The sequence below is a fragment of the Streptomyces sp. P9-A4 genome (assembly GCF_036634195.1).
GTDB lineage: Bacteria > Actinomycetota > Actinomycetes > Streptomycetales > Streptomycetaceae > Streptomyces.
On the sequence record NZ_JAZIFY010000001.1, the window covers coordinates 2,859,826 to 2,882,694 of the forward strand.

The window sequence follows — 22,869 nt, forward strand, 5'->3', positions numbered from 1 at the left end:
CCCGGTCGCTTGCCGCGTCAGTTCGAGAGGGCCAGGCGGACGCCGAAGGCCGCGATGACCGTGCCCGTCAGGCGGTCCAGGCAGCGGCGGGCCCGGGGCTTGCGGAGTTGGTCGCGGAGGAGGCGGGCGAAGGCGATCAGGACCGTGGACCAGAGGAGGCCCAGGACGATGTGTTCGCTGGTGAGGAGGAGGCCCATCGTGAAGTGGTCGCCGCCCGCCGGGAGGAACTGCGGCAGGACCGCCACGTAGAACGCGCCGACCTTCGGGTTCAGGAGGTTCGTCAGCGTCCCCTGGCGCCAGCCGGCCGCCAGCGAGTCGCGGTCCGTCGGCCCCTCGCCCTCCGCGCCGTCCGTCGCCGGGAGGCCGCGGAAGGTGTTGCGGAGCATCTGGACGCCGATCCACACCAGGTACGCGGCGCCCGCCCAGCGCAGGATGTCGTACGCCAGCTGGGAGGCGGTGAGAAGCGCCGTCACGCCCAGGGACGTGAGCACGCCCCACAGCAGCGTGCCGGTCTGGATGCCGAGGACGACGCCCCAGGCCCGCGCGCGATGGCCCACGGCCGATGTGCGGAGGACCAGCGCCGTGTCGAGACCGGGGGTGAGGGTGAGGAGCCCTACGACGAGGGCGAAGGACCATAGAGCTGTGGTGGCTTCCATGGATTGTCAGGATATCCCGGGCCCGGTCGGGCGGTACGGCCCTACGGCGGTCCCGTGGCCGCGCAGCCGCGAGGCACAGGTCGCCCATGAACCGGAGCCCAGGACGATCACTCAGACCACGCGCACACCCGCCCGCCAGACCTCCGTCACCAGCGGGACCCCCGGCCGGTACGCCAGGTGGACGTGCGACGGGGCGTCCAGGAACGTGAGGTCCGCGCGGGCGCCGGGCGTCAGGCGGCCCACGTCCGTGCGGCGCAGGGCCGCCGCGCCGCCCGCCGTGGCCGACCACACCGCCTCGTCCGGCGTCATGCCCATGTCCCGTACCGCCAGGGCGATGCAGAACGGGACGGAGGACGTGAACGACGAGCCCGGGTTGCAGTCCGTGGACAGGGCCACCGTCACGCCCGCGTCCAGGAGCCGGCGGGCGTCCGGCCACTCCGCCCTGGTGGAGAACTCCGCCCCCGGCAGGAGCGTCGCGACCGTCGAACCGTTCGCCAGCGCGTCCACGTCGGCGTCCGTCAGGTGCGTGCAGTGGTCCGCGCTCGCCGCGTCCAGCTCCACCGCCAGCTGGACACCGGGGCCGTACGTCAGCTGGTTGGCGTGCACCCGGGGGTGGAGGCCCTTCGCCTTGCCGGCCGTCAGGATCGCGCGGGCCTGGTCGCCGTCGAACGCGCCCTTCTCGCAGAAGACGTCCACCCAGCGGGCGTACGGTGCGCAGGCCTCCAGCATCTCGCCCGTCACCAGCTCCACGTACGCGGCCGGGTCGTCCGCGTAGTCCGGGGAGACGATGTGCGCGCCGAGGTACGTCACCTCGTCGGTGTGCTCGGCGGCGATACGGAGGGCGCGGGCCTCGTCCTCGACCGTCAGGCCGTAGCCGGACTTGGTCTCGAAGGTGGTCGTGCCCTGGCGGAGGGCTTCGCGGAGGTAGCGGGCGACGTTCGCCGACAGGGCCTCGTCGGAAGCCGCGCGCGTCGCCGCGACCGTCGTACGGATGCCGCCCGCGGCGTAGGCCTGGCCTGACATGCGGGCGTTGAACTCGGCGGTGCGGTCGCCCGCGAAGACGAGGTGGGAGTGGGAGTCGACGAAGCCGGGGATCACGGCTCGGCCGGCCGCGTCCATGGACTCGTCGGCGGCGGGGGCCTGTGCCGCCGGGCCCGCCCAGATGACCCGCTCGCCCTCCAGGACCAGTGCCGCGTCCTTGATCAGGCCCAGGGGGGAGCCGTCCCCCAGGGTCGGGTCGTTGGTGACGAGGGTGGCGATGTTCGTGATGAGCGTCGTCATGGTGCTCTCCGGTGGGAGGGGCGGGCGTTCGGGTGCGGGCCGGTGGCCGGCTGTGCCCACCCGTTCCGCCCCGCGGAACGCATGCCCACAACCGACCGTGACAGGCCCTGGGTCCTAGGTCCTCAAGGTGGCGATCGCCGTCGCCAGGGCCTCGCCCGCGTTCGGTACGTTCACGTGGGTGCCGTCCCTGACCACGACCCGGCCGGCCACCACCACGTGGTGGACGTCCGCCGCCGTCGCCGCGAAGACCGCTGTCTCCGCCGCCAGGCGCGGTACCGGGCCCGCCGTTCGCACCGTGTCCAGTGCGATCGTCGTGAAGTCGGCCAGGGCTCCCTGTCCCAGGGCGCCCGCGTCCGTCCAGCCGAGGGCCGCGTGGCCGTCCGCCGTCGCCGCGCGGAGGAGTGCCGCCGCCGTCCAGTGGCCCCGGGTGCGGGTGCGCAGCCGCTCGTTCAGCTCCATCGCCCGCGCCTCTTCGAACAGGTCGATGACCGCGTGGCTGTCGCTGCCGAGGGAGAGAGGGGAACCGGCGCGCTGGAGGGCGACCGCCGGGCCGATGCCGTCCGCGAGGTCGCGTTCGGTCGTGGGGCACATACAGGTGCCGGTGGCCGTCGAGCCGATCAGGGCGATGTCGGCGTCCGTCATATGGGTGTTGTGGACGCCCGTCGTGCGCGCGCCGAGCACCCCGTGGTCCGCGAGGAGCTGCGTCGGGGTGCGGCCGTGGGCGGCGAGGCAGGCGTCGTTCTCGGCGGTCTGCTCCGAGAGGTGGACGTGGAGGGGGGCCCCGCGGTCCTCCGCCCAGCGGGCCACCGTGGACAGCTGGTCGGCCGGGACCGCCCGTACGGAGTGGATCGCCGCTCCGACGCGTACGCCGTCCCGGTCCTTGAGGGCCGAGACGCGCTCCGCCCACTTCTCCGCCGTGCCGTCGGTGAAGCGGAGCTGGTGCCGCTCGGGGGCGGCGCCGAAGCCGGAGGAGAGGTACGCGGTGTCGAGGAGGGTGATGCGGATGCCCGCCTCCCCGGCCGCCGCGATGAGCGCCTCGCCCATGGCGTTGGGGTCGGCGTAGGGGGCGCCGCCGGGCGCGTGGTGGAGGTAGTGGAACTCTCCGACGGCGGTGATGCCGGCGAGCGCCATCTCCGCGTACACCGCGCGGGCGAGCGCGAAGTAGCTGTCGGGGGTGAGGCGCTGGGCGACGTTGTACATGACTTCGCGCCAGGTCCAGAAGGTGCCGGAGCCGACCTGGACGGTGCCGCGCAGGGCGCGGTGGAAGGCATGCGAGTGGGCGTTGGCGAGGCCGGGGACCGTCAGGCCGCGGAGGGCGACGGCGCCCGGCGGAGGCGCCTCCACTCCCGTCCGTACGGCGGTGATGCGGCCGTCCAGCACGTCCAGGGCCACGCCCGGCTCGACGTTCGTGTCGAGCCAGGCGTGTTCCAGCCAGTACGTCGTCAGCGGCACGCCAGCTCCTCCAGTACGTCGGCGAGTGCGAGGACCCCGGCCACGCAGTCGTCCTCGGCCGCGGACTCGGCCGGGGAGTGCGAGACGCCGGTGGGGTTCCGTACGAACAGCATGGCGGTCGGGATCGATTCGGACAAAATACCCGCGTCGTGGCCCGCGCCCGTGCCGAGGACGGGGACCTTGCCGGTCGTCCCGAGGATCCGGGACAGCTCGTCGCGCAGGGCGTGCGAGAACTCCACGACGGGTGTGAAGGACTCCCGTACGACGGTGAGGTCGATGCCCTGCCGGGTGGCGTGCTCCTGGGCGGCCTTCTCGATGCCCGCGATCACGGTGTCCAGGGAGTCCTGGTCGGCGGCGCGGGCGTCGAGCCAGCCGCGGACCAGGGAGGGGATGGCGTTGACGCCGTTGGGCTCGACGGCGATCTTGCCGAAGGTGGCGACGGCGCCGGCCAGCTCGGCCTCGCGGCGGGCGGTGAGGACCGTCTCCGCGTAGGTGAGCATCGGGTCGCGGCGGTCGACAAGACGGGTGGTGCCGGCGTGGTTGGCCTCGCCCGCGAAGTCGTACCGCCAGCGGCCGTGCGGCCAGATGGAGGAGGCGATGCCGACGGGGTCGCCGGACAGGTCGAGGGCGCGGCCCTGCTCGACGTGGAGTTCGACGAAGGCGCCGACGCGGGCGAGCCGTTCGGGGTCCGGGCCGATCCCCGAGGGGTCGTACCCGGCCGCCTCCATGGCCTGCGGGAGGCTGGTGCCGGTGGCGTCGCGGAGCTCGTACGCCTGCTCCTTCGTCAGCCGTCCGGCGGTGAGGCGGGAGCCGACGCAGGCGAGGCCGAAGCGGGCGCCCTCCTCGTCGCCGAAGTTGACGATGGCGAGGGGGCGCTTGAACGAGACGCCGCGGGAGCGGAGTTCGTCGAGCGCGGCGAAGGAGGAGACGACACCGAGGGGGCCGTCGTAGGCGCCGCCGTCGGGGACGGAGTCCAGGTGGGAGCCGGTGACGACGGCATCGCCCGCGGTGGGGTCGCCGAGCCAGGCCCACTGGTTGCCGTTGCGGTCGGTCTCGACGTCCAGGCGGCGGGCCTCGGCCTGCATCCGGAACCAGAGCCGGCAGTCGGCGTCGGCCTCGGTCCAGGCGTAGCGGCGGTAGCCGCCCGAGGCGGCGCTGCGGCCGATGGGCCGCAGCGACCGCCACATGGCGTGGAAGCTGTCGCTCACGCCGAGGCCTCTTCGTCGGAGCCCTCGCGCATCGGGACGCGGACGCCCTTCTCGTCGGCGACCCGCTCGGCGATGTCGTAGCCCGCGTCGACGTGGCGGATGACGCCCATGCCGGGGTCGTTCGTCAGCACGCGGCGGATCTTCTCGCCGGCGAGCTCGGTGCCGTCGGCGACCGAGACCTGGCCGGCGTGGATGGAGCGGCCCATGCCGACGCCGCCGCCGTGGTGGATGGAGACCCAGGAGGCGCCGGAGGCGACGTTCACCATGGCGTTGAGCAGCGGCCAGTCCGCGATGGCGTCGGAGCCGTCGAGCATGGCCTCGGTCTCGCGGTACGGGGAGGCGACGGAGCCGCAGTCGAGGTGGTCGCGGCCGATGGCGAGGGGCGCGGCGAGGGTGCCGTCGCCGACCATGTCGTTGAACATGTCGCCGGCCTTGTCGCGCTCGCCCTGGCCGAGCCAGCAGATGCGGGCGGGGAGGCCCTGGAAGTGGACGCGCTCGCCGGCCATCTTGATCCAGCGGTGCAGCGACTCGTTCTCCGGGAAGAGGTCGAGGAGCGCCTTGTCGGTCTTGTGGATGTCCGAGGCCTCGCCGGAGAGGGCGGCCCAGCGGAACGGGCCCTTGCCCTCGCAGAACAGCGGGCGGATGTACGCGGGGACGAAGCCGGGGAAGGCGAACGCGCGGTCGTAGCCCGCGAGCTGGGCCTCGCCGCGGATCGAGTTGCCGTAGTCGAAGACCTCGGCGCCCGCGTCCATGAAGCCGACCATGGCCTCGACGTGCTTGGCCATCGACTCGCGCGAGCGCTGGGTGAACCCGGCCGGGTCCTTCGCCGCCGCGTCGGCCATGTCGTCGAAGGCGACGCCGACCGGGAGGTAGGCGAGCGGGTCGTGGGCCGAGGTCTGGTCGGTCACGATGTCGATCGGGGCGCCCTCGGCGAGCATCCGCGGGAGCAGCTCGGCGGCGTTGCCGAGGAGGCCGATGGAGAGCGGGCGGCGGGCGTCGCGGGCCTCGGTGGCGAGCTGGAGCGCGTGGGCCAGGTTGTCGGCCCTGACGTCCAGGTAGCGGTGCTCGATGCGGCGCTCGATGGCGCGCGGGTCGACGTCGATACAGATGGCGACGCCGTCGTTCATCGTCACGGCGAGGGGCTGGGCGCCGCCCATGCCGCCGAGGCCGGCGGTGAGGGTGATCGTCCCGGCCAGGGTGCCGTCGAACTTCTTCGCGGCGACGGCGGCGAAGGTCTCGTAGGTGCCCTGGAGGATGCCCTGGGTGCCGATGTAGATCCAGGAGCCGGCGGTCATCTGGCCGTACATGGTGAGGCCGAGGTGCTCCAGGCGGCGGAACTCCTCCCAGTTGGCCCAGTCGCCGACCAGGTTGGAGTTGGCGAGGAGGACGCGCGGGGCCCACTCGTGGGTCTGCATGACGCCGACCGGGCGGCCGGACTGGACGAGCATCGTCTCGTCCTGCTTGAGGGTGCGCAGGGTGCGGACCATGGCGTCGAAGGAGCGCCAGTCGCGGGCGGCCTTGCCGGTGCCGCCGTAGACGACGAGCTTGTCGGGGTGCTCGGCGACCTCGGGGTCGAGGTTGTTCTGGAGCATCCGGAGGGCGGCTTCCTGCTGCCATCCCAGGGCGCTCAGTTCCGTACCGCGGGCGGCTCGTACGGGGCGGGGTCCTGACATGGGGGTGCCTCCTCGGATGTCGTTTAGATATTCACATCCTGGCGCTATGAATAGTTGTAGTCAACAGGGCGATGCCCCACACCCCCGCGAGTCGGGGTGATGGGATGGGCCTCATGGCCTCCTCCCGTCGCGATCTCGCCGTCCGAGCCACCGTCGATCAAGGACTCCTCTCCCCCGCAGAACCGGTCGTCGCACTGCTCGACACCGCTGGCATCCGCGCCTCCGCCACCGCCCTGACCAGCGCCTTCGCCGCCGTCACCGACGCCCACGTCCTGCACGCCTTCGCCGTCAAGGCCTGCCCCCTCGTCCCCGTCCTGCGCCTGCTGCACGAGGCCGGGCTCGGCGTCGAGGTCGCCAGCCCCGGCGAACTCGCCCTCGCGCGCGCCGCCGGGATCCCGCCCGGCCACACCGTGCTCGACTCCCCCGCGAAGACCCCGGCCGAGCTGCGCCAGGCCCTCGCCCTCGGCATCGCCGTCAACGCCGACAACCTCCAGGAGCTGGCCAGGCTGGACGCGCTCGTCGCCTCCGCGCCCACCGCCTCGCCCCTGGGCCTCCGGGTGAACCCGCAGGTCGGAGCCGGTTCCATCGGGGCGCTCTCGACCGCGACCGCCACCTCCAAGTTCGGTGTGGCGCTCCGCGACGAGGGCGCCCGCAAGACCGTCGTCCAGGCATATCTGGAGCGGCCCTGGCTGACCCGGCTGCACACCCACACCGGCTCCCAGGGCGTACCGCTCGCCCTGATGGCCGAGGGGGTCGGAGAGGCGTACGCGCTCGCCGAGGAGATCAACCGCGCGGCCGGCCGGCGGCAGATCGACACCCTCGACATCGGCGGCGGGCTGCCGGTGAACTTCACCTCCGACGAGGAGACCCCGACGTACGCGGAGTACGCCCGGCTGCTCGCCGGCACCGTCCCCGGGCTCTTCGACGGCCGCTACCGGCTCGTCACCGAGTTCGGGCGCTCGCTGCTCGCCAAGCACGGCACCGTCCTCGCCCGGGTGGAGTACACCAAGACCTCCGGGGGCCGGCCGATCGCCGTCACCCACGCGGGCGTCCAGCTGGCCACCCGTACGGTCTACGCCCCCGAGGCCTGGCCGCTGCGCGTCCTCGCGTACGACTCCGAGGGCCGGCCCCGCACCGGGGAGGAGGTCGTCCAGGACGTGGCGGGCCCCGCCTGCTTCGCCGGGGACCTGCTCGCCACCGGCCGGGCCCTGCCCCCGCTGCGGCCCGGCGACGTGGTGGCCGTCCCGGACACCGGCGCGTACTACTTCGCGCACCACTACGCGTACAACAGCCTGCCCCGGCCCGGCGTGCACGGCTTCACGGTGGCGGAGGACGGGGCGGTCACCTTCGCGACCGTACGGAAGCCGCAGACGCTCACGGAGATCGTCGCCGAGTCGGGCGGCGGGGAGGCGGACGCGCTGGTGCGGTAGCGGGGGGCGGGGGCAGGCACCTCCGGCCCCGGCCGGTCCGGACCCGGATCCCGCCCGTCGGGTAGCGCCCCGTCCCCGCCCCGGTTTGCATGGGAACCATGACTGGAACCGCTACCGGCACCACCTCCGTCGTCGTCGAGCGCCGGGTCGCCGCCTCCCCCGGGCGGGTCTGGGAGTCGATCACCGACCTGCCGGAGATGCCCCGCGTCCTCTCGGGCGTCGAGAAGGTCGAGGTCCTCACCGAGGGCGGCTTCGGGGTGGGCACGCGCTGGCGCGAGACCCGGCGGATGCTGGGCAAGGAGGCCACGGAGGAGATGACCGTGACCGAGTCCGAGCCGCCCGACCGGTACGTCACGGTCGCCGACTCGCACGGCATGCGCTACGTCTCCGAGCTGACCCTCACGCCGGACGGGACCGGGGCCACCACCCTGCGGATGACCTTCTCCGCCACGCCCTCCGCCGGCCGCACCCCCGGCGTCCTCGGCCGGCTGATGGCCCGCTTCGGCGCGAAGGCCGTGGCCAGGGCGCTCGCCAAGGACCTGTCCGAGATCGCCCGGGCGGTGGAGTCCCGGAGCTGACGGGCCTGCTCACGGGCGGTGGAGTTCCGGGGCCGACGGGCCGGTTCCGGGTCATTCCCACCGACGACTGGCATGTTCCGATGGAAAATGCCAGAACACCTCCCCGGGGGCGCTGCGTTCAGTAACGTCACCGTCACTGCCGCACGTTCGCACGCCGCATCGGGAGAGGAATCCGCGTGCCCGGAATCGACGAGTGCCTGACGGAGGCCATGACCCTGCCGGGTGCCCGCGGTGCCTCCCTGGTCGACTGGACCAGCGGACTCGCCCTCGGGACGGCGGGCGAATCCCCCGTCGGGGACCATGAGACGACGGCCGCGGAGACCGCCGAACTCGCCCGGTCCGCCGCCGAGTTCGACTCCTTCGTCGCCGAGGGCGAGACCCCCTCCGCCGGGCCGCCCGTCGAGGACCTGATCGTCACCACCCGGGCCGGCTACCACGTGCTCCGCTTCGTCGAGACCTCCTTCGACAGCAGCGTCTTCCTGCACCTCTGGCTCGACCGCGACACCGGCAACCTCGCCCTCGCCCGCATCCGGCTCCGCGACATCGCCGAGAGGCTGGTCCTCGGATGAGCGCGGTCGCCACCCCCGTCTCCCCCATGCTGGTCCGGCTCGCCGCCGAGAAGGCCACCGGCGCGCTGCTCCGCGACCACGGCACGCTCTATCTCGTCGACGGCCGGGTGGTGCACGCCGAGAGCCCGGCGTCCCCCGGTGTCGACGTGCTCCTGACCACCGGCGGCCGGTTGCCCCGCGAGGGCTGGGACGAGGCCGTCGACCGGGCCGGGGCGCACCGCGCGGTCGGCCGGTTCCTCGTCGACAGCGGCCGGCTGCACGACGGCGAGCTGGAGATCTGCCACCTCGGGGCCGTCTTCGACGCCGCCTTCTTCGCGCTCTCCCCCACCAGCGGACCGACCCGCTTCCGGTACGGGGTGGGGCACTGGTTCGGCACGGTGCGGCCGGTGTCCGCCGAGGCCGTCGAGCGCGAGACGGTACGCCGCCGCGAACTCCTCGACGCCGTCTGGCCGTACGCCGCCGTGGACACCGCCCCGGTCGTGCCGCGCCCCGCCGCCCCCGGGCAGACGGTGGGGGCCCGCCAGCGCGCCCTGCTCGCCGCCGCCGACGGGGAGCGCACCCCGGCGGAGCTGGCCCGGCTGCTCGGCCGGCCCGCCTTCCACACCCTCCTCGACGTACGGCGGCTGGCCGCCGCCGGGCTCGTCGAGACCCCGCTCGACACCGGCCCCGAGCCCTCGCCGGCCCTCTTACCGGTTCTGCCGGTGGCCGACCCCGACATCGCCCTGCTGCGCCGGCTCCGTGACGCCCTGGAGGCACACCTGTGATGAGGCGTGCCCTGCGCCTGCGCGCCGAAAGGAAACAGCTCATGACGGCAGAAGCCGAGGTACTCGGCGAGCTCAGACGGCTGCGGGCCCGGCTGCCCCAGCTGACCGGGGCGCTCGCGGCCAGCGCCGACGGACTCGTCCTGGCCCACGACACCGTGGACGGCGAGGCGGAGAGCGTGGCCGCGCTGACGGCCGCCGCGCTGGGCGTCGGGCAGCGGCTGACCGACTGCACGGGCCAGGGCCGCTTCCGTGAGCTGCTCGTACGGGGGGACAGCGGTTACGTCGCCACGTACGCGGCGGGCGGCTCGGCCGTCCTGACGCTGCTGGCGGAGCCCCGGATCAATGTGGGCCGGCTCCATCTGGAGGCCCGGAGGTCCAGCGTCCGGATAGGCGAACTCGTCGACGGCGCGCTGGAACGCAAAGACCTGAACCGAACCGGCTAGGAAATCGATCCCGTAAAGGAAGTACGACCATGGCGAACACCGAGACCTCCCTCAAGGAAGCTGCCTCCATCGACGGCGCGATCGGCGCGGCCCTCGTCGACTACACGAGCGGCATGGCGCTCGGCACGATCGGCGGCGGCAAGGAGCTCGACCTGAACGTCGCCGCGGCCGGCAACACCGACGTCGTCCGGGCCAAGGTCCGGGCGATGGAACTGCTCGGCCTCAACGACGAGATCGAGGACATCCTGATCACCCTCGGCGGCCAGTACCACCTGATCCGGCTGCTCAAGGGGCGCGGCACCAACGGCCTGTTCCTCTACCTGGCCCTGTCGAAGGACCGCGCCAACCTGGCGATGGCCCGCCACCAGCTCAAGAAGATCGAATCCGAACTGGAGCTGTGACGGCCCTGTTCGTCACTCGACGAACAGGCCACGCGCCGCCGCCTTCGCGTCGAACTCCTCCAGGCGCGCCTGTGCGTCCGGGAGTTCGTCGGCCATGGTCTCCAGAAGGACCCGGCCGAGCAGCATCGGCGCGCAGGCGGTGTCGAAGGCGAGCCCGGTGCCGACGGCGGCCGGGATGAGCAGGTCGCTGTGGGCGGCGACGGGCGCGAACGCCGACTCGGCGACGGTCACGACCGTGAGCCCGGCCGCCCGCGCGTACTCCAGGGCCTCGACGACCTCCCGGGGGTGCCGGGGCAGCGCGAAGCACAGCAGGGCAGTGGCCCCGGCCCGTACGGCCGCGTCGACGCGGTCGGTGAGCATCGATCCGCCCTCGTCGAGGAGCCGGACGTCGGGGTGCACCTTCGCGGCGAAGTAGGCGAAGCCGCGCGCCTGCGAGGAGGCGGCCCGCAGTCCGAGGACGGGCAGCGGGCGGGAGCGGGCGAGCAGCCGGCCGGCCCGTTCGACGGGGGCGGGGTCGGCGAGCAGTCCGGCGAGGTGCCTGAGGTTCTCGATCTCGGCGAGGACGGCCTGCTGGTACTCGTTGAGCGTCTCGTCCCGGCCCTCGCCGGCGTCCGGCTCGGGGGGCGCGACCTCGCGCAGATGGCGGCGGAGCGCAGGGTAGCCGTCGAAGCCGAGGGCGACGGCGAAGCGGGTGACGGAGGGCTGGCTGACCCCGGCGAGTTCGGCGAGTTCGACGCTGGACAGGAAGGGCACGTCGGCGGCGCGGCGCACCATGCTGTGCGCGATCCGCCGTTGGGTCGGCGTCAGCCGCTGCCCCTCGAAGAGCGCCTGCAGCCGCCCGGCCGGGCTGTCGCTCATGCCGCCCCCTCCACCTATTCACCCGCTGATGACTCTGCATAAGGATATGCAGGCAGGTGGACCCAGGGCCAGCCCACTCACAGGGGCGGGTGGACCCGGGCCTTCGGTCTCATCGGGGAAGTGTCGCGCGGGGACCGCCGCACCCCCGGAACCGGGGGGCGGGACGACGGCGGTCCCCGCGATGGACGCGGGCCCGGGTCAGAACCGGTCTCCGCGTCCGCGGCGTCGATGGAGACCCGGGAGCCGCTCCGGAAGTCCTTGACGCCGACAAGGACCAATGTGCCGGACGCGTGTTAAGCGGGTGCTGCGGGTACGTGTCGCGCCCGTACCAGTTGTACGAACGGCTCCGCGCCGCCCGCGGCACCCCGCTCCGCGTCCTACTTCCCGCCGCCGTTGGCCAGGAAGGCCAGCAGGTCCTGGCGGCTGACGACACCGGTCGGCTTGCCCTCGACCAGCACGATCGCCGCGTCGGCGGACTCGCCGAGGACGGCCATCAGGTCGGCGACGGGCTCGCCGGAGCCGACCTGCGGCAGCGGCGCGCTCATGTGGCGCTCCAGCGGGTCCTCCAGGGAGGCCTGCTTGGTGAAGAGGTGGTCGAGCAGCTCGCGCTCGACGACCGAGCCGACGACCTCCGCGGCCATGACGTCGGGGTGGCCGGCGCCGGGCTTCACGATGGGCATCTGGGAGACGCCGTACTCGCGCAGCACCTCGATGGCCTGGCCGACGGTCTCGTCCGGGTGCATGTGGACCAGGGAGGGCATGATGCCCTCCTTGTGGCGCAGGACGTCCGCGACGGTGGCGGAGGTGGTGTCCTCCAGGAAGCCGTAGTCGGCCATCCACTCGTCGTTGAAGATCTTGGACATGTAGCCGCGGCCGGAGTCCGGCAGCAGCACGACCACGACGTCGTCGGGGCCGAGGTCCTTGGCGACCTCCAGGGCGGCCACGACGGCCATGCCGCAGGAGCCGCCGACGAGCAGGCCCTCCTCCTTGGCGAGGCGGCGGGTCATCTGGAAGGAGTCCTTGTCGGACACGGCGACGATCCGGTCCGTGACGTTCCGGTCGTACGCGGTGGGCCAGAAGTCCTCGCCGACGCCCTCGACGAGGTACGGGCGCCCGGAGCCGCCGGAGTAGACCGAGCCCTCCGGGTCGGCGCCGACGACCTGCACGGAACCGCCGCTGGCCTCCTTGAGGTAGTTGCCGGTGCCGGAGATGGTGCCGCCGGTGCCGACGCCCGCCACGAAGTGGGTGATCTTCCCCTCCGTCTGCTCCCACAGTTCGGGACCGGTGGTCTCGTAGTGGGAGCGCGGGTTGTTCGGGTTGGAGTACTGGTCGGGCTTCCAGGCTCCGGGCGTCTCACGGACGAGGCGGTCCGAGACGTTGTAGTAGGAGTCCGGGTGCTCCGGGTCGACCGCGGTGGGGCAGACGACGACCTCCGCGCCGTACGCGCGCAGCACGTTGATCTTGTCGAGCGACACCTTGTCCGGGCAGACGAAGATGCACTTGTAACCCTTCTGCTGGGCCACGATCGCCAGGCCGACGCCGGTGTTGCCGGACGTGGGCTCGACGATGGTGCCGCCGGGCTTGAGCTCACCGCTCTGCTCGGCCGCCTCGATCATGCGCAGGGCGATCCGGTCCTTGACCGAACCTCCGGGGTTGAAGTACTCGACCTTGGCCAGGACGGTCGCCTGGATGCCCGCTGTCACGTTGTTGAGCTTCACCAGCGGGGTGTTGCCGACGAGGCTGATCATCGAGTCGTGGAATTGCACCGTAATCTCCGGGGTCTCCGTAATGGTGTGGTCAGCGTATGCGTAGTCGGAGCGGGTTACGGGGCAGTTAGACCCTGAACGGCTTGAAGGAGGTGACGGCCCCATGTCGAGGGCGAGGGTGGCGCGGCGGATCGCGGCGGGTGCGGCGTACGGGGGCGGGAGCATCGGGCTGCTGGGAGTGGCCGCGGTGGGGGTCCTCGTCGCCGAGGTGCAGCTCGCGAAGCGGACGGTGGGCGGCGGGGCGGCCCCGCTGCCACCGGGGGCGGACGGTCTGTACGGCAGGGCGTTCGGCTCGGACGACCCGCTGCGGCTGGCCCTTCTGGGTGATTCCACGGCGGCGGGCCAGGGGGTGCGCCGCTCGGGCCAGACGCCGGGCGCGCTGCTCGCCTCGGGGCTCGCGGCGGTGGCGGAGCGGCCGGTGGTCCTGCGGAACGTGGCGCTCTCCGGTGCCCGCTCGGACGACCTGGAGCGGCAGGTGTCGCTGCTGCTCGCCCAGCCGCTGGGCCCGCCGGACGTGTGCGTGATCATGATCGGCGCGAACGACGTGACGCACCGGATGCCACCGACCCAGTCGGTACGGCTCCTGGCGTCGGCGGTGCGGCGGCTGCGGACGGCCGGCGCGGAGGTGGTGGTCGGGACCTGTCCCGACCTGGGGACGATCGAGCCGGTCTACCAGCCGCTGCGCTGGCTGGCCCGGCGGGCCTCCCGGCAGCTGGCGGCGGCGCAGACGATCGTGGTGGTCGAGCAGGGCGGGCGGACGGTGTCGCTCGGGGACCTCCTCGGGCCCGAGTTCGCGGCGAATCCGCGCGAGATGTTCGGGGTGGACAACTTCCATCCCTCGGCGGAGGGGTACGCGACGGCGGCGATGGCCGTCCTGCCGACGATGTGCGCGGTGCTCGGCGTGTGGCCGGAGACCGACCGGATCGAGCCGGAGCGCCGGGAGAACGTGCTGCCGGTGGCGAAGGCGGCGGCCGAGGCGGTCCGGGAGGCGGGCACCGAGGTGACGGGCGCCCGGGCGCCGTGGGCGCTGCTCAAGCACCGCCGCAGGCGTCGGCTGCCGGTCCCGGCGGAGGGCCCCGCGGCCACCGACGCCCCCCTCGCCTGAGCGAGCGCTTAGAAAAGAGGTCCGCATCACATGCCCCGCCCGGTGACCCCATGCGGTACGTACGGGTAACTTCCCTTTCAGTCCGCTCACTCCGCACCCTCATGGAGCCGTGATGCCCGAAGCCGTGATCGTCTCGACCGCCCGTTCGCCCATCGGCCGGGCCTTCAAGGGCTCCCTCAAGGACCTGCGGCCGGACGACCTCACCGCGACCATCGTCCAGGCCGCGCTGGCGAAGGTGCCGGAGCTGGACCCGCGCGACATCGACGACCTGATGCTGGGCTGCGGTCTGCCCGGCGGCGAGCAGGGCAACAACCTGGGCCGGATCGTGGCCGTCGAGATGGGCATGGACCACCTCCCGGGCTGCACGATCACCCGCTACTGCTCCTCCTCGCTCCAGACCTCACGGATGGCTCTGCACGCGATCAAGGCGGGCGAGGGCGACGTCTTCATCTCGGCCGGCGTCGAGATGGTGTCCCGCTTCGTGAAGGGCAACTCGGACTCCCTGCCCGACACGCACAACCCGTTCTTCGCCGAGGCCGAGGCCCGCACCGCGGCGGTCGCCGCCTCCGAGGGCGCGACGTGGCACGACCCGCGCGAGGACGGCATCGTGCCGGACGCGTACATCTCCATGGGCCAGACCGCGGAGAACCTGGCCCGCCTCAAGGGCATCGGCCGCCGGGAGATGGACGAGTTCGGCGTACGGTCGCAGAACCTCGCCGAGCAGGCCATCAAGAACGGCTTCTGGGCCCGCGAGATCACCCCCGTGACGCTGCCGGACGGCACGGTCGTCTCCACCGACGACGGCCCGCGCGCGGGCGTCACCCTGGAGGGCGTGGAGGGCCTGAAGCCGGTCTTCCGCCCCGACGGGCTGGTCACCGCCGCCAACTGCTGCCCGCTGAACGACGGCGCCGCGGCGCTCGTGATCATGTCGGACACCAAGGCCGCCGAGCTGGGCCTGACCCCGCTGGCCCGGATCGTCTCCACCGGCGTCTCCGGCCTCTCCCCCGAGATCATGGGCCTCGGCCCGGTCGAGGCGTCGAAGCAGGCCCTGAAGCGCGCCGGCCTGACCATCGGCGACATCGACCTGGCCGAGATCAACGAGGCCTTCGCCGCCCAGGTCATCCCCTCCTACCAGGAGCTGGGTCTGGATCTGGACAAGGTGAACGTCAACGGCGGCGCCATCGCCGTCGGCCACCCCTTCGGCATGACGGGCGCCCGGATCACCGGCACGCTCATCAACAGCCTGCAGTTCCACGACAAGCAGTTCGGCCTGGAGACCATGTGCGTCGGCGGCGGCCAGGGCATGGCGATGGTGATCGAGCGACTGAGCTGAGCCGCAGCGGAGGCGCAGCTCAGTGCGACAAGAAGACCGAGCGACTGAGCTGAGCGAGCGCGCCTGCTGACCGGGCTGCGGGAGTATCCGACGGGCGACCCCGTCAACCGCCTCGCGTCCGAGCCGTGACCGAATCTCCCCCAGGATGTGACCTACGTCCCGGGGGAGTTCGTTTTCCCAGGTCAGAGTGGTTTCGGGACTAAACACCCGGCACAAATACCTGTCCAATTCGTGACGTAATGCACTGACAGCGGGCCACACCTCAGGACAAGCTGATGTAGGAAGTCGGGGGATCGACTCGGAATCGGGAGTACGTCAGTGAGCGCCATGCCTCTTGCCCTGCTGCTGACCACGGCCGCTGCCACGGCCGTGGGCGCTGCCGCCCTGCACGCCGTCCACGGTCTCCGCAAGCAGGTCACCGCCCTGCGGAGCGAACTGGCGGCCGGGCGCGGCATCACCGTTCCCGCCGCCCGCGCCACGCCTGCCGCCGAGATACGGGCCGCCGTCGCGGAGGCGCTGGCCGAGGAGCGCGAGCGCGAGCTCGCCGAGGCGCGGGCCTTCTGGGCCGCGCAGGAGGCCCGGGACGCGGCCGACGCCCCGTCCCTGCTCGGCGGTCTCGGCGGCCCGGGCGACGACGGCGCCTTCTTCGTGCCGCGCCAGGCCGACTTCGTCGGGCTGGAGGCGATGGCCCTGGAGGCCATGGAGGCGGAGGCCGCCGCGCTCGACGGCGCCGACCCGCTCGACGCCTTCGACGAGTACCCCGAGGACTCCGCGGAGCTGGCCGCGGCCCGCCGCCGCCACCCCTCGCACCCGGACTTCGTGCCGGTGCAGACGCCCGTCGTCACCGACCACGAGCGGACCGTGGCCCGCCTCGAGGAACTGGCGGACACCCGCACGGCGCTGACCGACGTGCGCCCCGGCCCGCTCGGCACGCTCGACGTGTACGTCTTCGCGGACGGCACGACGCTCTGTATGACCCCGGGCCACCGCGAGACCGCGGAGCGCCTGGCGGAGGCCCTGCGCGCCGGCCGTACGCCGGTGCTGCTCGGCGGTTCGGGCGTCTCGGGCGCCTTCGCGCTGACCTTCTCGTACGGCGAGACGGACGAGGAGAACGTCTACATCCTGGCGGACCGCGTCATCGCGTCCCTGTAGGACCCCGGCGAGGACGGACCGGCAACGGCACGGAACCGTCCCCGCAAGCCCCCCACGGGCGGCTAGAGCCCCGAGCGCTCGGCCGCCTCACGTACCCATTCCACGGCCTCCGCCAGGTCCCCCTCACGGGAGTCGGCAGGGGCCGTTCGCAGGATTTCGGCCAGATCGTTCCCGGCGACGGCGAGCTGGTCGGCCACGGTGAAGACGCCCGCGTCCGGCATGGTCCTCGGCTCCCGCTCCGGGTCCTCGACGCGCTGCGCGCGCGCCGCGAGCTTCCGGGCCAGGGCAAGTCCTTCGGCCGCCGCGCCCCGTTGGAGACGGCTCTGCGGGGCGGCCCGCAGCCGGTCGGCGAAGCGCTCGACGGCGGCGGTCAGTTCACTCGTATCACGCACCCCGCGACCCTACGCGCCGCCCCGGGCCCCCTGCCAACGGGCGCGGTCCTCGGCACGGTGACGGGAAGGAGTGCGAGGAGCGAACGACCTGCGGCGGGCGGCCCGCCGACTCCTCCGACCCGCCGCCCCCTGAGGGGGCCTGAACACGCGGAAGGGCCCGCCCGGCACGAAGCCGGACGGGCCCTTCCCCCCGAGTCGGGGATGCGTCAGTCGTCGCCCTGAAGGATCGACAGCAGACGCAGCATCTCCAGGTAGATCCACACCAGGGTCATGGTGAGACCGAAGGCGGCCAGCCAGGCCTCCTCGCGCGGCGCGCCGTAGGTCACGCCGTCCTCGACCTGCTTGAAGTCGAGGGCGAGGAAGCAGGCGCCCAGGATGATGCCGATGACACCGAAGAGGATGCCGAGACCACCGCTGCGGAAGCCGAGGCCGTCACCGCCGGCGAAGACGGCGAACAGCAGGTTAGTCACCATGAGGAGCATGAAGCCCATCGCGGCGGCCATCACGAAGCCGTAGAAGCGGCGGTTGACCCGGATCCAGCCCATCTTGTAGGCGATCAGGACACCGGCGAAGACCGCCATGGTGCCCAGGACCGCCTGGATGACCACGCCGTCGGCGATGTACGTCGAGACGGCGGCCGAGATCACTCCGAGGAAGACACCCTCGAAGGCCGCGTAGCCCAGGATCAGCGCCGGCGACGGCTTGCGCTTGAAGGACTGCACGAGCGACAGCACGAACGCGACCAGAGCGGCGCCGATCGCGATGCCGTAGGACTTGCCCAGGTTCGCCGGGTCGACCGGCAGCAGCAGCCAGGACAGCACGGCGGTGAGCACGACCGTCCCGAGCGTCATGGCCGTACGGCTCACGACGTCGTCGATCGTCATCACGTTGCCGCGGGCCTGCTGCGGGGCGCCGAGCTGTGTGTCCTGCGGGGCGTACGGGTTGGTCGCGTACGGGTTCGTCGCGCCCTCGGCATACGGGTTGCCGGTGGCGTACGGGTTGGTTCCTACGGCGGGGCCCCCGGCCTGCGGCTGCTGGCCGTTGAAGCCCGCGGTGCCGTTGTCGCGGCTGAACCCCCGTCGCGAGAAGACCGGGTTGCTGCTCCTCATCTCACTCCTCCATGGCGTGCCGCACGTGGCGCGGCCTCCCGTCAAGAGTAATGCGTAGGCAAAAGAAACTCTCTAGTGCTCGGGGAGGATCTTTTCCCGTAAGTTTTCGATCTTCGTCGGCGCCGGAGGACCCCGCTCCGCGAGGCTCACCCGGACAGCACACCCCTTCCGCAGGAGAGCCGATGACCACCGCACCGCACGAGACCTGGCAGCTGCGCAACGGGACCGCGTGGGTGTTCACCGCGGGTGAGCGCCTCACCGGGCCCGTCGTCCTGGTCGGTGACGCCGGTACGGACCTGGCGGCGCTGACCGCGAGTCTGGAGGACGGCCCGTACCCGCTCCTCACCGAACTGCGGGCGCGTGGCCGCGGCTTGGTCCTGGTCGGCCTGCCGGCCGACGCCGGCATCTCCGGCGACGGCGGAACCGTCCAGGAGGCCGTCCAGCGGGTGATCGCCGAGGTCCCGGACGACACCCCGCTGACCGTCGGCGGCACCGGCCGCGGCGCGCTCGCCGCCCGCTACGCCCTGGCGAGCATGGAGTACATGAGGCTGGACCACCGGACCGGGACGCACTTCTCGCACAACGGCGCGGTGCCGGACCTGGACGAGGAGGCCGAGCTGATGCGTCTGGGCGGCAGGCCGCGGGCTCCGCTCTTCCTGCGCATGCTCGACGGGGGCGCCGCCGACGGCCTGGGCGAGGACGAGGCCGATCTGACGACGACCGGCGAGGCGGCCCCCGCCGGTTCGCTGTTCTCCAAGGAGTGCGGCTCCCGGCTGCTGGACAACCTGCCGCACTAGCGAAACCGTGGTGCCCGGAACCGGACTCGAACCGGTACGGCCCGAAGGCCAGCGAGGTTTAAGCTCGCCGTGTCTGCGTTCCACCATCCGGGCGTCGCGAAGCTCCGCGTTGGCACATGAGCCTATCGGGGCGCATCCCCCGTTCAGCGGAACATCGGCCCGATGTTGTCTTATTTTATTGACGTCTGAGGGTGCGTCAGTGCAGGTGGGGACGTTTTCGCCGAACTGTGACAGGGGTCGCAGGCGCAAAGCCGCACCCCCTGGAATGACGAAAAGTCGTCGCACGTCTGTCACGTCGGCCGAAGCCCGCCGTTCCGGCCCGTCTCAGGGACGCCGTCATACCTCAGGAGGAGGATCCGGCCCCCCGGTCCGACTCCAGGCTGCCCCGGGAACGGGCACAGGGGCGGACGATCCGGACTCGAACGAACGACACGATGGAGGGGTTCCCGCAACAGCCCCGCAGTGACAGGAGTCCCTCGTGACCACCACCCCCACCGTGTCCCGTGCCACCGCGGTGGCCGCCCGCGCCACGGATCTCTCGAAGGTCTACGGACAGGGCGAGACCCAGGTGGTCGCCCTCGACCATGTCACCGTGGACTTCCGCCAGGGCGAGTTCACCGCGATCATGGGCCCCTCGGGCTCCGGCAAGTCGACGCTGATGCACTGCGTCGCCGGCCTGGACTCCTTCTCCTCCGGCTCCGTCCGGATCGGTGAGACGGAGCTCTCCACCCTCAAGGACAAGCAGCTCACCCAGCTCCGCCGGGACAAGATCGGCTTCATCTTCCAGGCCTTCAACCTGCTGCCGACCCTGACCGCCCTGGAGAACATCACGCTGCCGATGGACATCGCGGGCCGCAAGCCCGACAAGCAGTGGGTCCAGCAGGTCATCGACATGCTCGGCCTCTCCGCCCGGCTCAGCCACCGCCCCACCGAACTCTCCGGCGGCCAGCAGCAGCGCGTGGCCGTGGCCCGCGCCCTCGCCTCCCGCCCCGAGATCATCTTCGGCGACGAGCCCACCGGAAACCTGGACTCGCGCTCCGGCGCCGAGGTCCTCGGCTTCCTCCGCAACTCGGTACGGGAACTGGGCCAGACCGTCGTCATGGTCACCCACGACCCGGTCGCCGCCTCCTACGCGGACCGCGTGATCTTCCTCGCGGACGGCCGGATCGTCGACGAGATGCCGCACCCCACCGCGGACGGCGTGCTCGACCGCATGAAGGCCTTCGACGCCAAGGGCCGCACGAGCTGACCGACGGCGCCCGGACCGGACCCGAACCGGTACGGCCCCTCAACAGCCCGCCCCGCCCGCCGTCCCTCTTTCCTCCAGGACACACCCATGTTCCGTACCGCCCTGCGCAACGTGCTCGCGCACAAGGCGAGACTGCTGATGACCGTCCTCGCCGTGATGCTCGGCGTGGCCTTCGTCTCCGGCACCCTCGTCTTCACCGACACCCTCTCCAGCGCCTTCCGCAGCCAGTCGGCGAAGAGCTACGACGACGTCGCCGTCGCCGTCGAGATGTACCCGGACGCCGCGGAGGCCCGTAAGGCCCCCGGCCTCTCCCAGCAGGACGTCGACAGGGTCGCGAAGCTCGACGGGGTCGCCTCCGTCACCCCGCGCGTCGACGGCTTCGCCGGTGTGCCCGACAAGAACGGCAAGCTGATCGGCAGCGGCTGGTCCAACAAGGGCACCAACTTCGCCCCCGGCAAGGACGGCAAGGACCGCGCGTACGCCTTCACCACGGGTACGGGCCCGGCCGGGGCCGGACAGATCGCGCTCGACAAGGACACCGCCGACAAGGGCGGCTACAAGGTCGGCGACACCGTCCGCGTCGCCACCAACGGCCCGGTGAAGGAGTACACCCTCTCCGGTGTCTTCACCACCGAGGACGGCGCCGTCAACGCCGGCGGCAGCCTGGTCGTCTTCGACACCGCCGTCGCCCAGCAGCTCTACCTGAAGCCCGGCTACTTCCGGAACCTGACCGTCACCGCCGCCCCCGGCGCCGACGACGCCAAGCTCCTCGCCGAGGTCGTCCAGGTCGTCCCGAAGGCCGCTTCGGCGCAGACCGGGCAGGCCCTCGCCGACGAGCAGGCCAAGCAGATCGAGTCCGGCCTCGGCGCGCTCAACCAGATCCTCCTGGGCTTCGCGGGCATCGCGCTCTTCGTCGGGATCTTCCTGATCTCCAACACCTTCACCATGCTGGTCGCCCAGCGCACCAAGGAACTGGCCCTGATGCGCGCGGTCGGTGCCTCGCGCAAGCAGATCACCCGCTCCGTCCTCGCCGAGGCCGGACTGGTCGGCCTGCTCGCCTCCGCCGTCGGCTACGTCCTCGGCATCGGCCTGGCCGTCGGACTCCGCTCGGCCATGAGCGCCTTCGACATGAAGGTCCCGGGCGGCGACCTGGTCCTCGGCGCCACCCCGGCCGTCTCCGCCTTCGCCGTCGGCGTCCTGATCACGATGCTCGCCGCCTGGCTGCCCGGCCGCCGCGCCGCGAAGATCCCGCCGGTCGCCGCCATGAACAGCGTCCACGCCTCCGCGAGCACCAAGTCGCTCGTCGTACGGAACTCCATCGGCGCCGCGCTCACCGCCATCGGTGCCGTGCTGATCGTGCTCGGCGCGGGCCAGGGCGGCGACAGCGGCCGGATGCTCATCGCGGGCGGCGCGTTCGTCACCCTCATCGGTGTGATCGTGCTGATCCCGTTCCTGTCCCGGCCCGTGATCGCCCTGATCCGCCCGCTCTTCGTGAACTTGTTCGGCGTCTCCGGCAAGCTCGCCGGTCTCAACGCGGTCCGCAACCCGCGCCGCACCGGCGCCACCGCCTCCGCGCTCGCCATCGGCCTGACCCTGGTCACCGGCCTCTCGGTGCTCGGCGCCACCGTCGGCTCGTCCCTGGACAAGGCGACCACCGACCAGGTCAAGGCCGACTACATGGTCTCCATGGCCAGCGGCGACAGCCTCAGCAAGGAGGCCCTGGCCGCCCTGGAGAAGGCCCCCGGCGTCACCGCGGTCTCCCCGCAGCAGGCCGGCGCCCTGGAGATCAAGGGCTCGTACGTCTCGGCCTCCGGCGTCACCCCCGGCGACATCGAGAAGGTCCTCAAGCTCCCCGTCGTGAACGGCTCGCTGTCCACCCTCGGCAAGGGCGGCATCGCCGTCGACGAGAAGGTCGCGAAGAAGCGCGGTCTGAAGGTCGGCGACACCGTCACGGTCGAGTACCTCGACAAGCAGAAGGCCGAGCTGACCGTCGGCGCGGTCTTCCAGGGCAACGAGTTCGTCTCGCCGGTCCTGATCGACCACAAGCTGCTCACCGCGCACGAGGAGCGGGCGGAGATCCGTCAGATCTTCGTCTCGGCCGAAGGCGGCGCGAGCGCGGCCCACGAGCAGGCCCTGTCGAAGGCGATGGGCGACAACCCCGCCATCCAGGTCATGGACCACAAGGAGATCCGTGACACCTTCGGCGGCCCGATCAACCTGATGCTCAACATCATGTACGGCCTGCTCGGCATGGCCCTGATCATCGCGGTCCTCGGTGTCGTCAACACCCTCGCGATGTCGGTCTTCGAGCGCCAGCAGGAGATCGGCATGCTGCGGGCGATCGGTCTCGACCGGCGCCGGGTGAAGCGGATGATCCGTCTGGAGGCCGTGGTCATCTCGGTGTTCGGCGCGGTCGTCGGCATCGGCCTCGGCACGTTCCTCGGCTGGGCGATCGGCGAGACCATGAAGAGCAGCCTGCCGGACTACGCGCTGGTCCTGCCCTGGGACCGGATCGGGCTCTTCCTGGTCCTGGCCGCCCTGGTCGGCGTCCTCGCCTCCCTGTGGCCGGCCCGGAGCGCGGCGAAGCTGAACATGCTCTCCGCGATCAAGGCCGAGTAGTCGGCAGCCCTCGTACGACAAGGAAGGGCCGGTC

21 protein-coding genes and 1 tRNA gene are annotated in these 22,869 nt (G+C 72.2%); 12 read left to right on the forward strand and 10 right to left on the reverse strand.

From position 1 onward, the window contains the following. Positions 1-17 precede the first annotated feature (17 nt). The 5 genes from V4Y03_RS12795 to hutU form a co-directional block, all read right to left on the reverse strand. Positions 18-656 (reverse strand): LysE family translocator, encoded by a 639-nt coding sequence (locus tag V4Y03_RS12795; protein ID WP_332434999.1) that lies wholly within the window; start codon positions 654-656, stop codon positions 18-20. A gap of 111 nt (positions 657-767) precedes the next feature. Continuing rightward, complete coding sequence (gene hutI / locus V4Y03_RS12800; protein ID WP_332435000.1) at positions 768-1,937, reverse strand: imidazolonepropionase; 1,170 nt, start codon at positions 1,935-1,937, stop codon at positions 768-770. Positions 1,938-2,051: 114 nt separating this feature from the next. Then, complete coding sequence (locus tag V4Y03_RS12805; RefSeq protein ID WP_332435001.1) at positions 2,052-3,389, reverse strand: formimidoylglutamate deiminase; 1,338 nt, start codon at positions 3,387-3,389, stop codon at positions 2,052-2,054. Then, positions 3,380-4,576: an allantoate amidohydrolase gene (locus tag V4Y03_RS12810; protein ID WP_317876625.1), complete on the reverse strand. Its 1,197-nt coding sequence runs from the start codon at positions 4,574-4,576 to the stop codon at positions 3,380-3,382. The genes V4Y03_RS12805 and V4Y03_RS12810 overlap by 10 nt, the downstream gene beginning before the upstream one ends. A 17-nt stretch (positions 4,577-4,593) precedes the next feature. Continuing rightward, a complete protein-coding gene (gene hutU / locus V4Y03_RS12815; RefSeq protein WP_317876618.1) occupies positions 4,594-6,270 on the reverse strand; it encodes a urocanate hydratase in 1,677 nt (558 codons plus the stop codon). Positions 6,271-6,383: 113 nt separating this feature from the next. Between hutU and V4Y03_RS12820 the strand changes: the two genes are divergently transcribed. The 6 genes from V4Y03_RS12820 to V4Y03_RS12845 all read left to right on the forward strand — a co-directional run bounded on the left by V4Y03_RS12820 (position 6,384) and on the right by V4Y03_RS12845 (position 10,455). Then, the gene (locus V4Y03_RS12820) at positions 6,384-7,700 is read left to right on the forward strand and encodes a diaminopimelate decarboxylase (protein WP_443079781.1); all 1,317 of its coding nucleotides are present in this window, start codon (positions 6,384-6,386) and stop codon (positions 7,698-7,700) included. Positions 7,701-7,798: 98 nt separating this feature from the next. After that, positions 7,799-8,278, forward strand: coding sequence for an SRPBCC family protein (locus V4Y03_RS12825; RefSeq protein ID WP_332435003.1), 480 nt, complete (start codon positions 7,799-7,801; stop codon positions 8,276-8,278). Between the two features lie 176 nt (positions 8,279-8,454). After that, on the forward strand, positions 8,455-8,847 hold the full coding sequence (locus V4Y03_RS12830; protein WP_317876615.1) for a hypothetical protein: 393 nt from the start codon (positions 8,455-8,457) through the stop codon (positions 8,845-8,847). Next, positions 8,844-9,611 (forward strand): transcriptional regulator, encoded by a 768-nt coding sequence (locus V4Y03_RS12835; protein WP_332435004.1) that lies wholly within the window; start codon positions 8,844-8,846, stop codon positions 9,609-9,611. The genes V4Y03_RS12830 and V4Y03_RS12835 overlap by 4 nt, the downstream gene beginning before the upstream one ends. After that, positions 9,611-10,054 carry a roadblock/LC7 domain-containing protein gene (locus tag V4Y03_RS12840; RefSeq protein ID WP_317873937.1) on the forward strand — a complete coding sequence of 148 codons (444 nt, stop codon included), beginning with the start codon at positions 9,611-9,613 and terminating at the stop codon, positions 10,052-10,054. The genes V4Y03_RS12835 and V4Y03_RS12840 overlap by 1 nt, the downstream gene beginning before the upstream one ends. 29 nt (positions 10,055-10,083) lie before the next feature. Beyond that, a complete protein-coding gene (locus V4Y03_RS12845) occupies positions 10,084-10,455 on the forward strand; it encodes a hypothetical protein (RefSeq protein ID WP_332435005.1) in 372 nt (123 codons plus the stop codon). Positions 10,456-10,467: 12 nt separating this feature from the next. Here the strand turns inward: V4Y03_RS12845 and V4Y03_RS12850 are convergent, their stop codons facing one another. Continuing rightward, on the reverse strand, positions 10,468-11,313 hold the full coding sequence (locus V4Y03_RS12850; protein ID WP_332435006.1) for a MurR/RpiR family transcriptional regulator: 846 nt from the start codon (positions 11,311-11,313) through the stop codon (positions 10,468-10,470). A gap of 377 nt (positions 11,314-11,690) precedes the next feature. Continuing rightward, a complete protein-coding gene (locus V4Y03_RS12855) occupies positions 11,691-13,079 on the reverse strand; it encodes a cystathionine beta-synthase (protein WP_317873934.1) in 1,389 nt (462 codons plus the stop codon). Between the two features lie 103 nt (positions 13,080-13,182). On the opposite strand from V4Y03_RS12855, the gene V4Y03_RS12860 reads away from it, so the two are divergent. The 3 genes from V4Y03_RS12860 to V4Y03_RS12870 all read left to right on the forward strand — a co-directional run bounded on the left by V4Y03_RS12860 (position 13,183) and on the right by V4Y03_RS12870 (position 16,669). After that, on the forward strand, positions 13,183-14,184 hold the full coding sequence (locus V4Y03_RS12860) for an SGNH/GDSL hydrolase family protein (RefSeq protein ID WP_442809549.1): 1,002 nt from the start codon (positions 13,183-13,185) through the stop codon (positions 14,182-14,184). A gap of 112 nt (positions 14,185-14,296) precedes the next feature. Then, positions 14,297-15,517 carry an acetyl-CoA C-acetyltransferase gene (locus V4Y03_RS12865; protein ID WP_056554053.1) on the forward strand — a complete coding sequence of 407 codons (1,221 nt, stop codon included), beginning with the start codon at positions 14,297-14,299 and terminating at the stop codon, positions 15,515-15,517. Between the two features lie 318 nt (positions 15,518-15,835). Continuing rightward, positions 15,836-16,669, forward strand: coding sequence for a hypothetical protein (locus V4Y03_RS12870; protein WP_317873932.1), 834 nt, complete (start codon positions 15,836-15,838; stop codon positions 16,667-16,669). Positions 16,670-16,731: 62 nt separating this feature from the next. Here the strand turns inward: V4Y03_RS12870 and V4Y03_RS12875 are convergent, their stop codons facing one another. Then, positions 16,732-17,061 (reverse strand): hypothetical protein, encoded by a 330-nt coding sequence (locus V4Y03_RS12875; RefSeq protein ID WP_317873931.1) that lies wholly within the window; start codon positions 17,059-17,061, stop codon positions 16,732-16,734. 206 nt (positions 17,062-17,267) lie between these two features. Then, positions 17,268-18,170, reverse strand: coding sequence for a Bax inhibitor-1/YccA family protein (locus V4Y03_RS12880; protein WP_317873930.1), 903 nt, complete (start codon positions 18,168-18,170; stop codon positions 17,268-17,270). Positions 18,171-18,352: 182 nt separating this feature from the next. On the opposite strand from V4Y03_RS12880, the gene V4Y03_RS12885 reads away from it, so the two are divergent. Next, complete coding sequence (locus tag V4Y03_RS12885; protein ID WP_332435007.1) at positions 18,353-18,967, forward strand: hypothetical protein; 615 nt, start codon at positions 18,353-18,355, stop codon at positions 18,965-18,967. 8 nt (positions 18,968-18,975) lie between these two features. Here the strand turns inward: V4Y03_RS12885 and V4Y03_RS12890 are convergent. Next, positions 18,976-19,060 (reverse strand) — tRNA-Leu (locus tag V4Y03_RS12890). 385 nt (positions 19,061-19,445) lie between these two features. Between V4Y03_RS12890 and V4Y03_RS12895 the strand changes: the two genes are divergently transcribed. Beyond that, entirely contained in the window at positions 19,446-20,216 is a 771-nt protein-coding gene (locus V4Y03_RS12895; RefSeq protein ID WP_317873928.1) for an ABC transporter ATP-binding protein, read from the forward strand. A gap of 87 nt (positions 20,217-20,303) precedes the next feature. Continuing rightward, a complete protein-coding gene (locus tag V4Y03_RS12900; RefSeq protein WP_332435008.1) occupies positions 20,304-22,835 on the forward strand; it encodes an ABC transporter permease in 2,532 nt (843 codons plus the stop codon). The last annotated feature ends 34 nt before the right edge of the window (positions 22,836-22,869 follow it).

Excerpts from the sequence above, each read along its gene's own strand:
- V4Y03_RS12795 (WP_332434999.1), bottom strand. The coding sequence starts at position 656 with ATGGAAGCCACCACAGCTCTATGGTCCTTCGCCCTCGTCGTAGGGCTC.
- hutI (WP_332435000.1), bottom strand. The coding sequence starts at position 1,937 with ATGACGACGCTCATCACGAACATCGCCACCCTCGTCACCAACGACCCG.
- V4Y03_RS12810 (WP_317876625.1), bottom strand. The coding sequence starts at position 4,576 with ATGTGGCGGTCGCTGCGGCCCATCGGCCGCAGCGCCGCCTCGGGCGGC.
- hutU (WP_317876618.1), bottom strand. The coding sequence starts at position 6,270 with ATGTCAGGACCCCGCCCCGTACGAGCCGCCCGCGGTACGGAACTGAGC.
- V4Y03_RS12820 (WP_443079781.1), top strand. The coding sequence starts at position 6,384 with ATGGCCTCCTCCCGTCGCGATCTCGCCGTCCGAGCCACCGTCGATCAA.
- V4Y03_RS12825 (WP_332435003.1), top strand. The coding sequence starts at position 7,799 with ATGACTGGAACCGCTACCGGCACCACCTCCGTCGTCGTCGAGCGCCGG.
- V4Y03_RS12835 (WP_332435004.1), top strand. The coding sequence starts at position 8,844 with ATGAGCGCGGTCGCCACCCCCGTCTCCCCCATGCTGGTCCGGCTCGCC.
- V4Y03_RS12840 (WP_317873937.1), top strand. The coding sequence starts at position 9,611 with ATGAGGCGTGCCCTGCGCCTGCGCGCCGAAAGGAAACAGCTCATGACG.
- V4Y03_RS12845 (WP_332435005.1), top strand. The coding sequence starts at position 10,084 with ATGGCGAACACCGAGACCTCCCTCAAGGAAGCTGCCTCCATCGACGGC.
- V4Y03_RS12850 (WP_332435006.1), bottom strand. The coding sequence starts at position 11,313 with ATGAGCGACAGCCCGGCCGGGCGGCTGCAGGCGCTCTTCGAGGGGCAG.
- V4Y03_RS12860 (WP_442809549.1), top strand. The coding sequence starts at position 13,183 with ATGTCGAGGGCGAGGGTGGCGCGGCGGATCGCGGCGGGTGCGGCGTAC.
- V4Y03_RS12865 (WP_056554053.1), top strand. The coding sequence starts at position 14,297 with ATGCCCGAAGCCGTGATCGTCTCGACCGCCCGTTCGCCCATCGGCCGG.
- V4Y03_RS12880 (WP_317873930.1), bottom strand. The coding sequence starts at position 18,170 with ATGAGGAGCAGCAACCCGGTCTTCTCGCGACGGGGGTTCAGCCGCGAC.
- V4Y03_RS12885 (WP_332435007.1), top strand. The coding sequence starts at position 18,353 with ATGACCACCGCACCGCACGAGACCTGGCAGCTGCGCAACGGGACCGCG.
- V4Y03_RS12900 (WP_332435008.1), top strand. The coding sequence starts at position 20,304 with ATGTTCCGTACCGCCCTGCGCAACGTGCTCGCGCACAAGGCGAGACTG.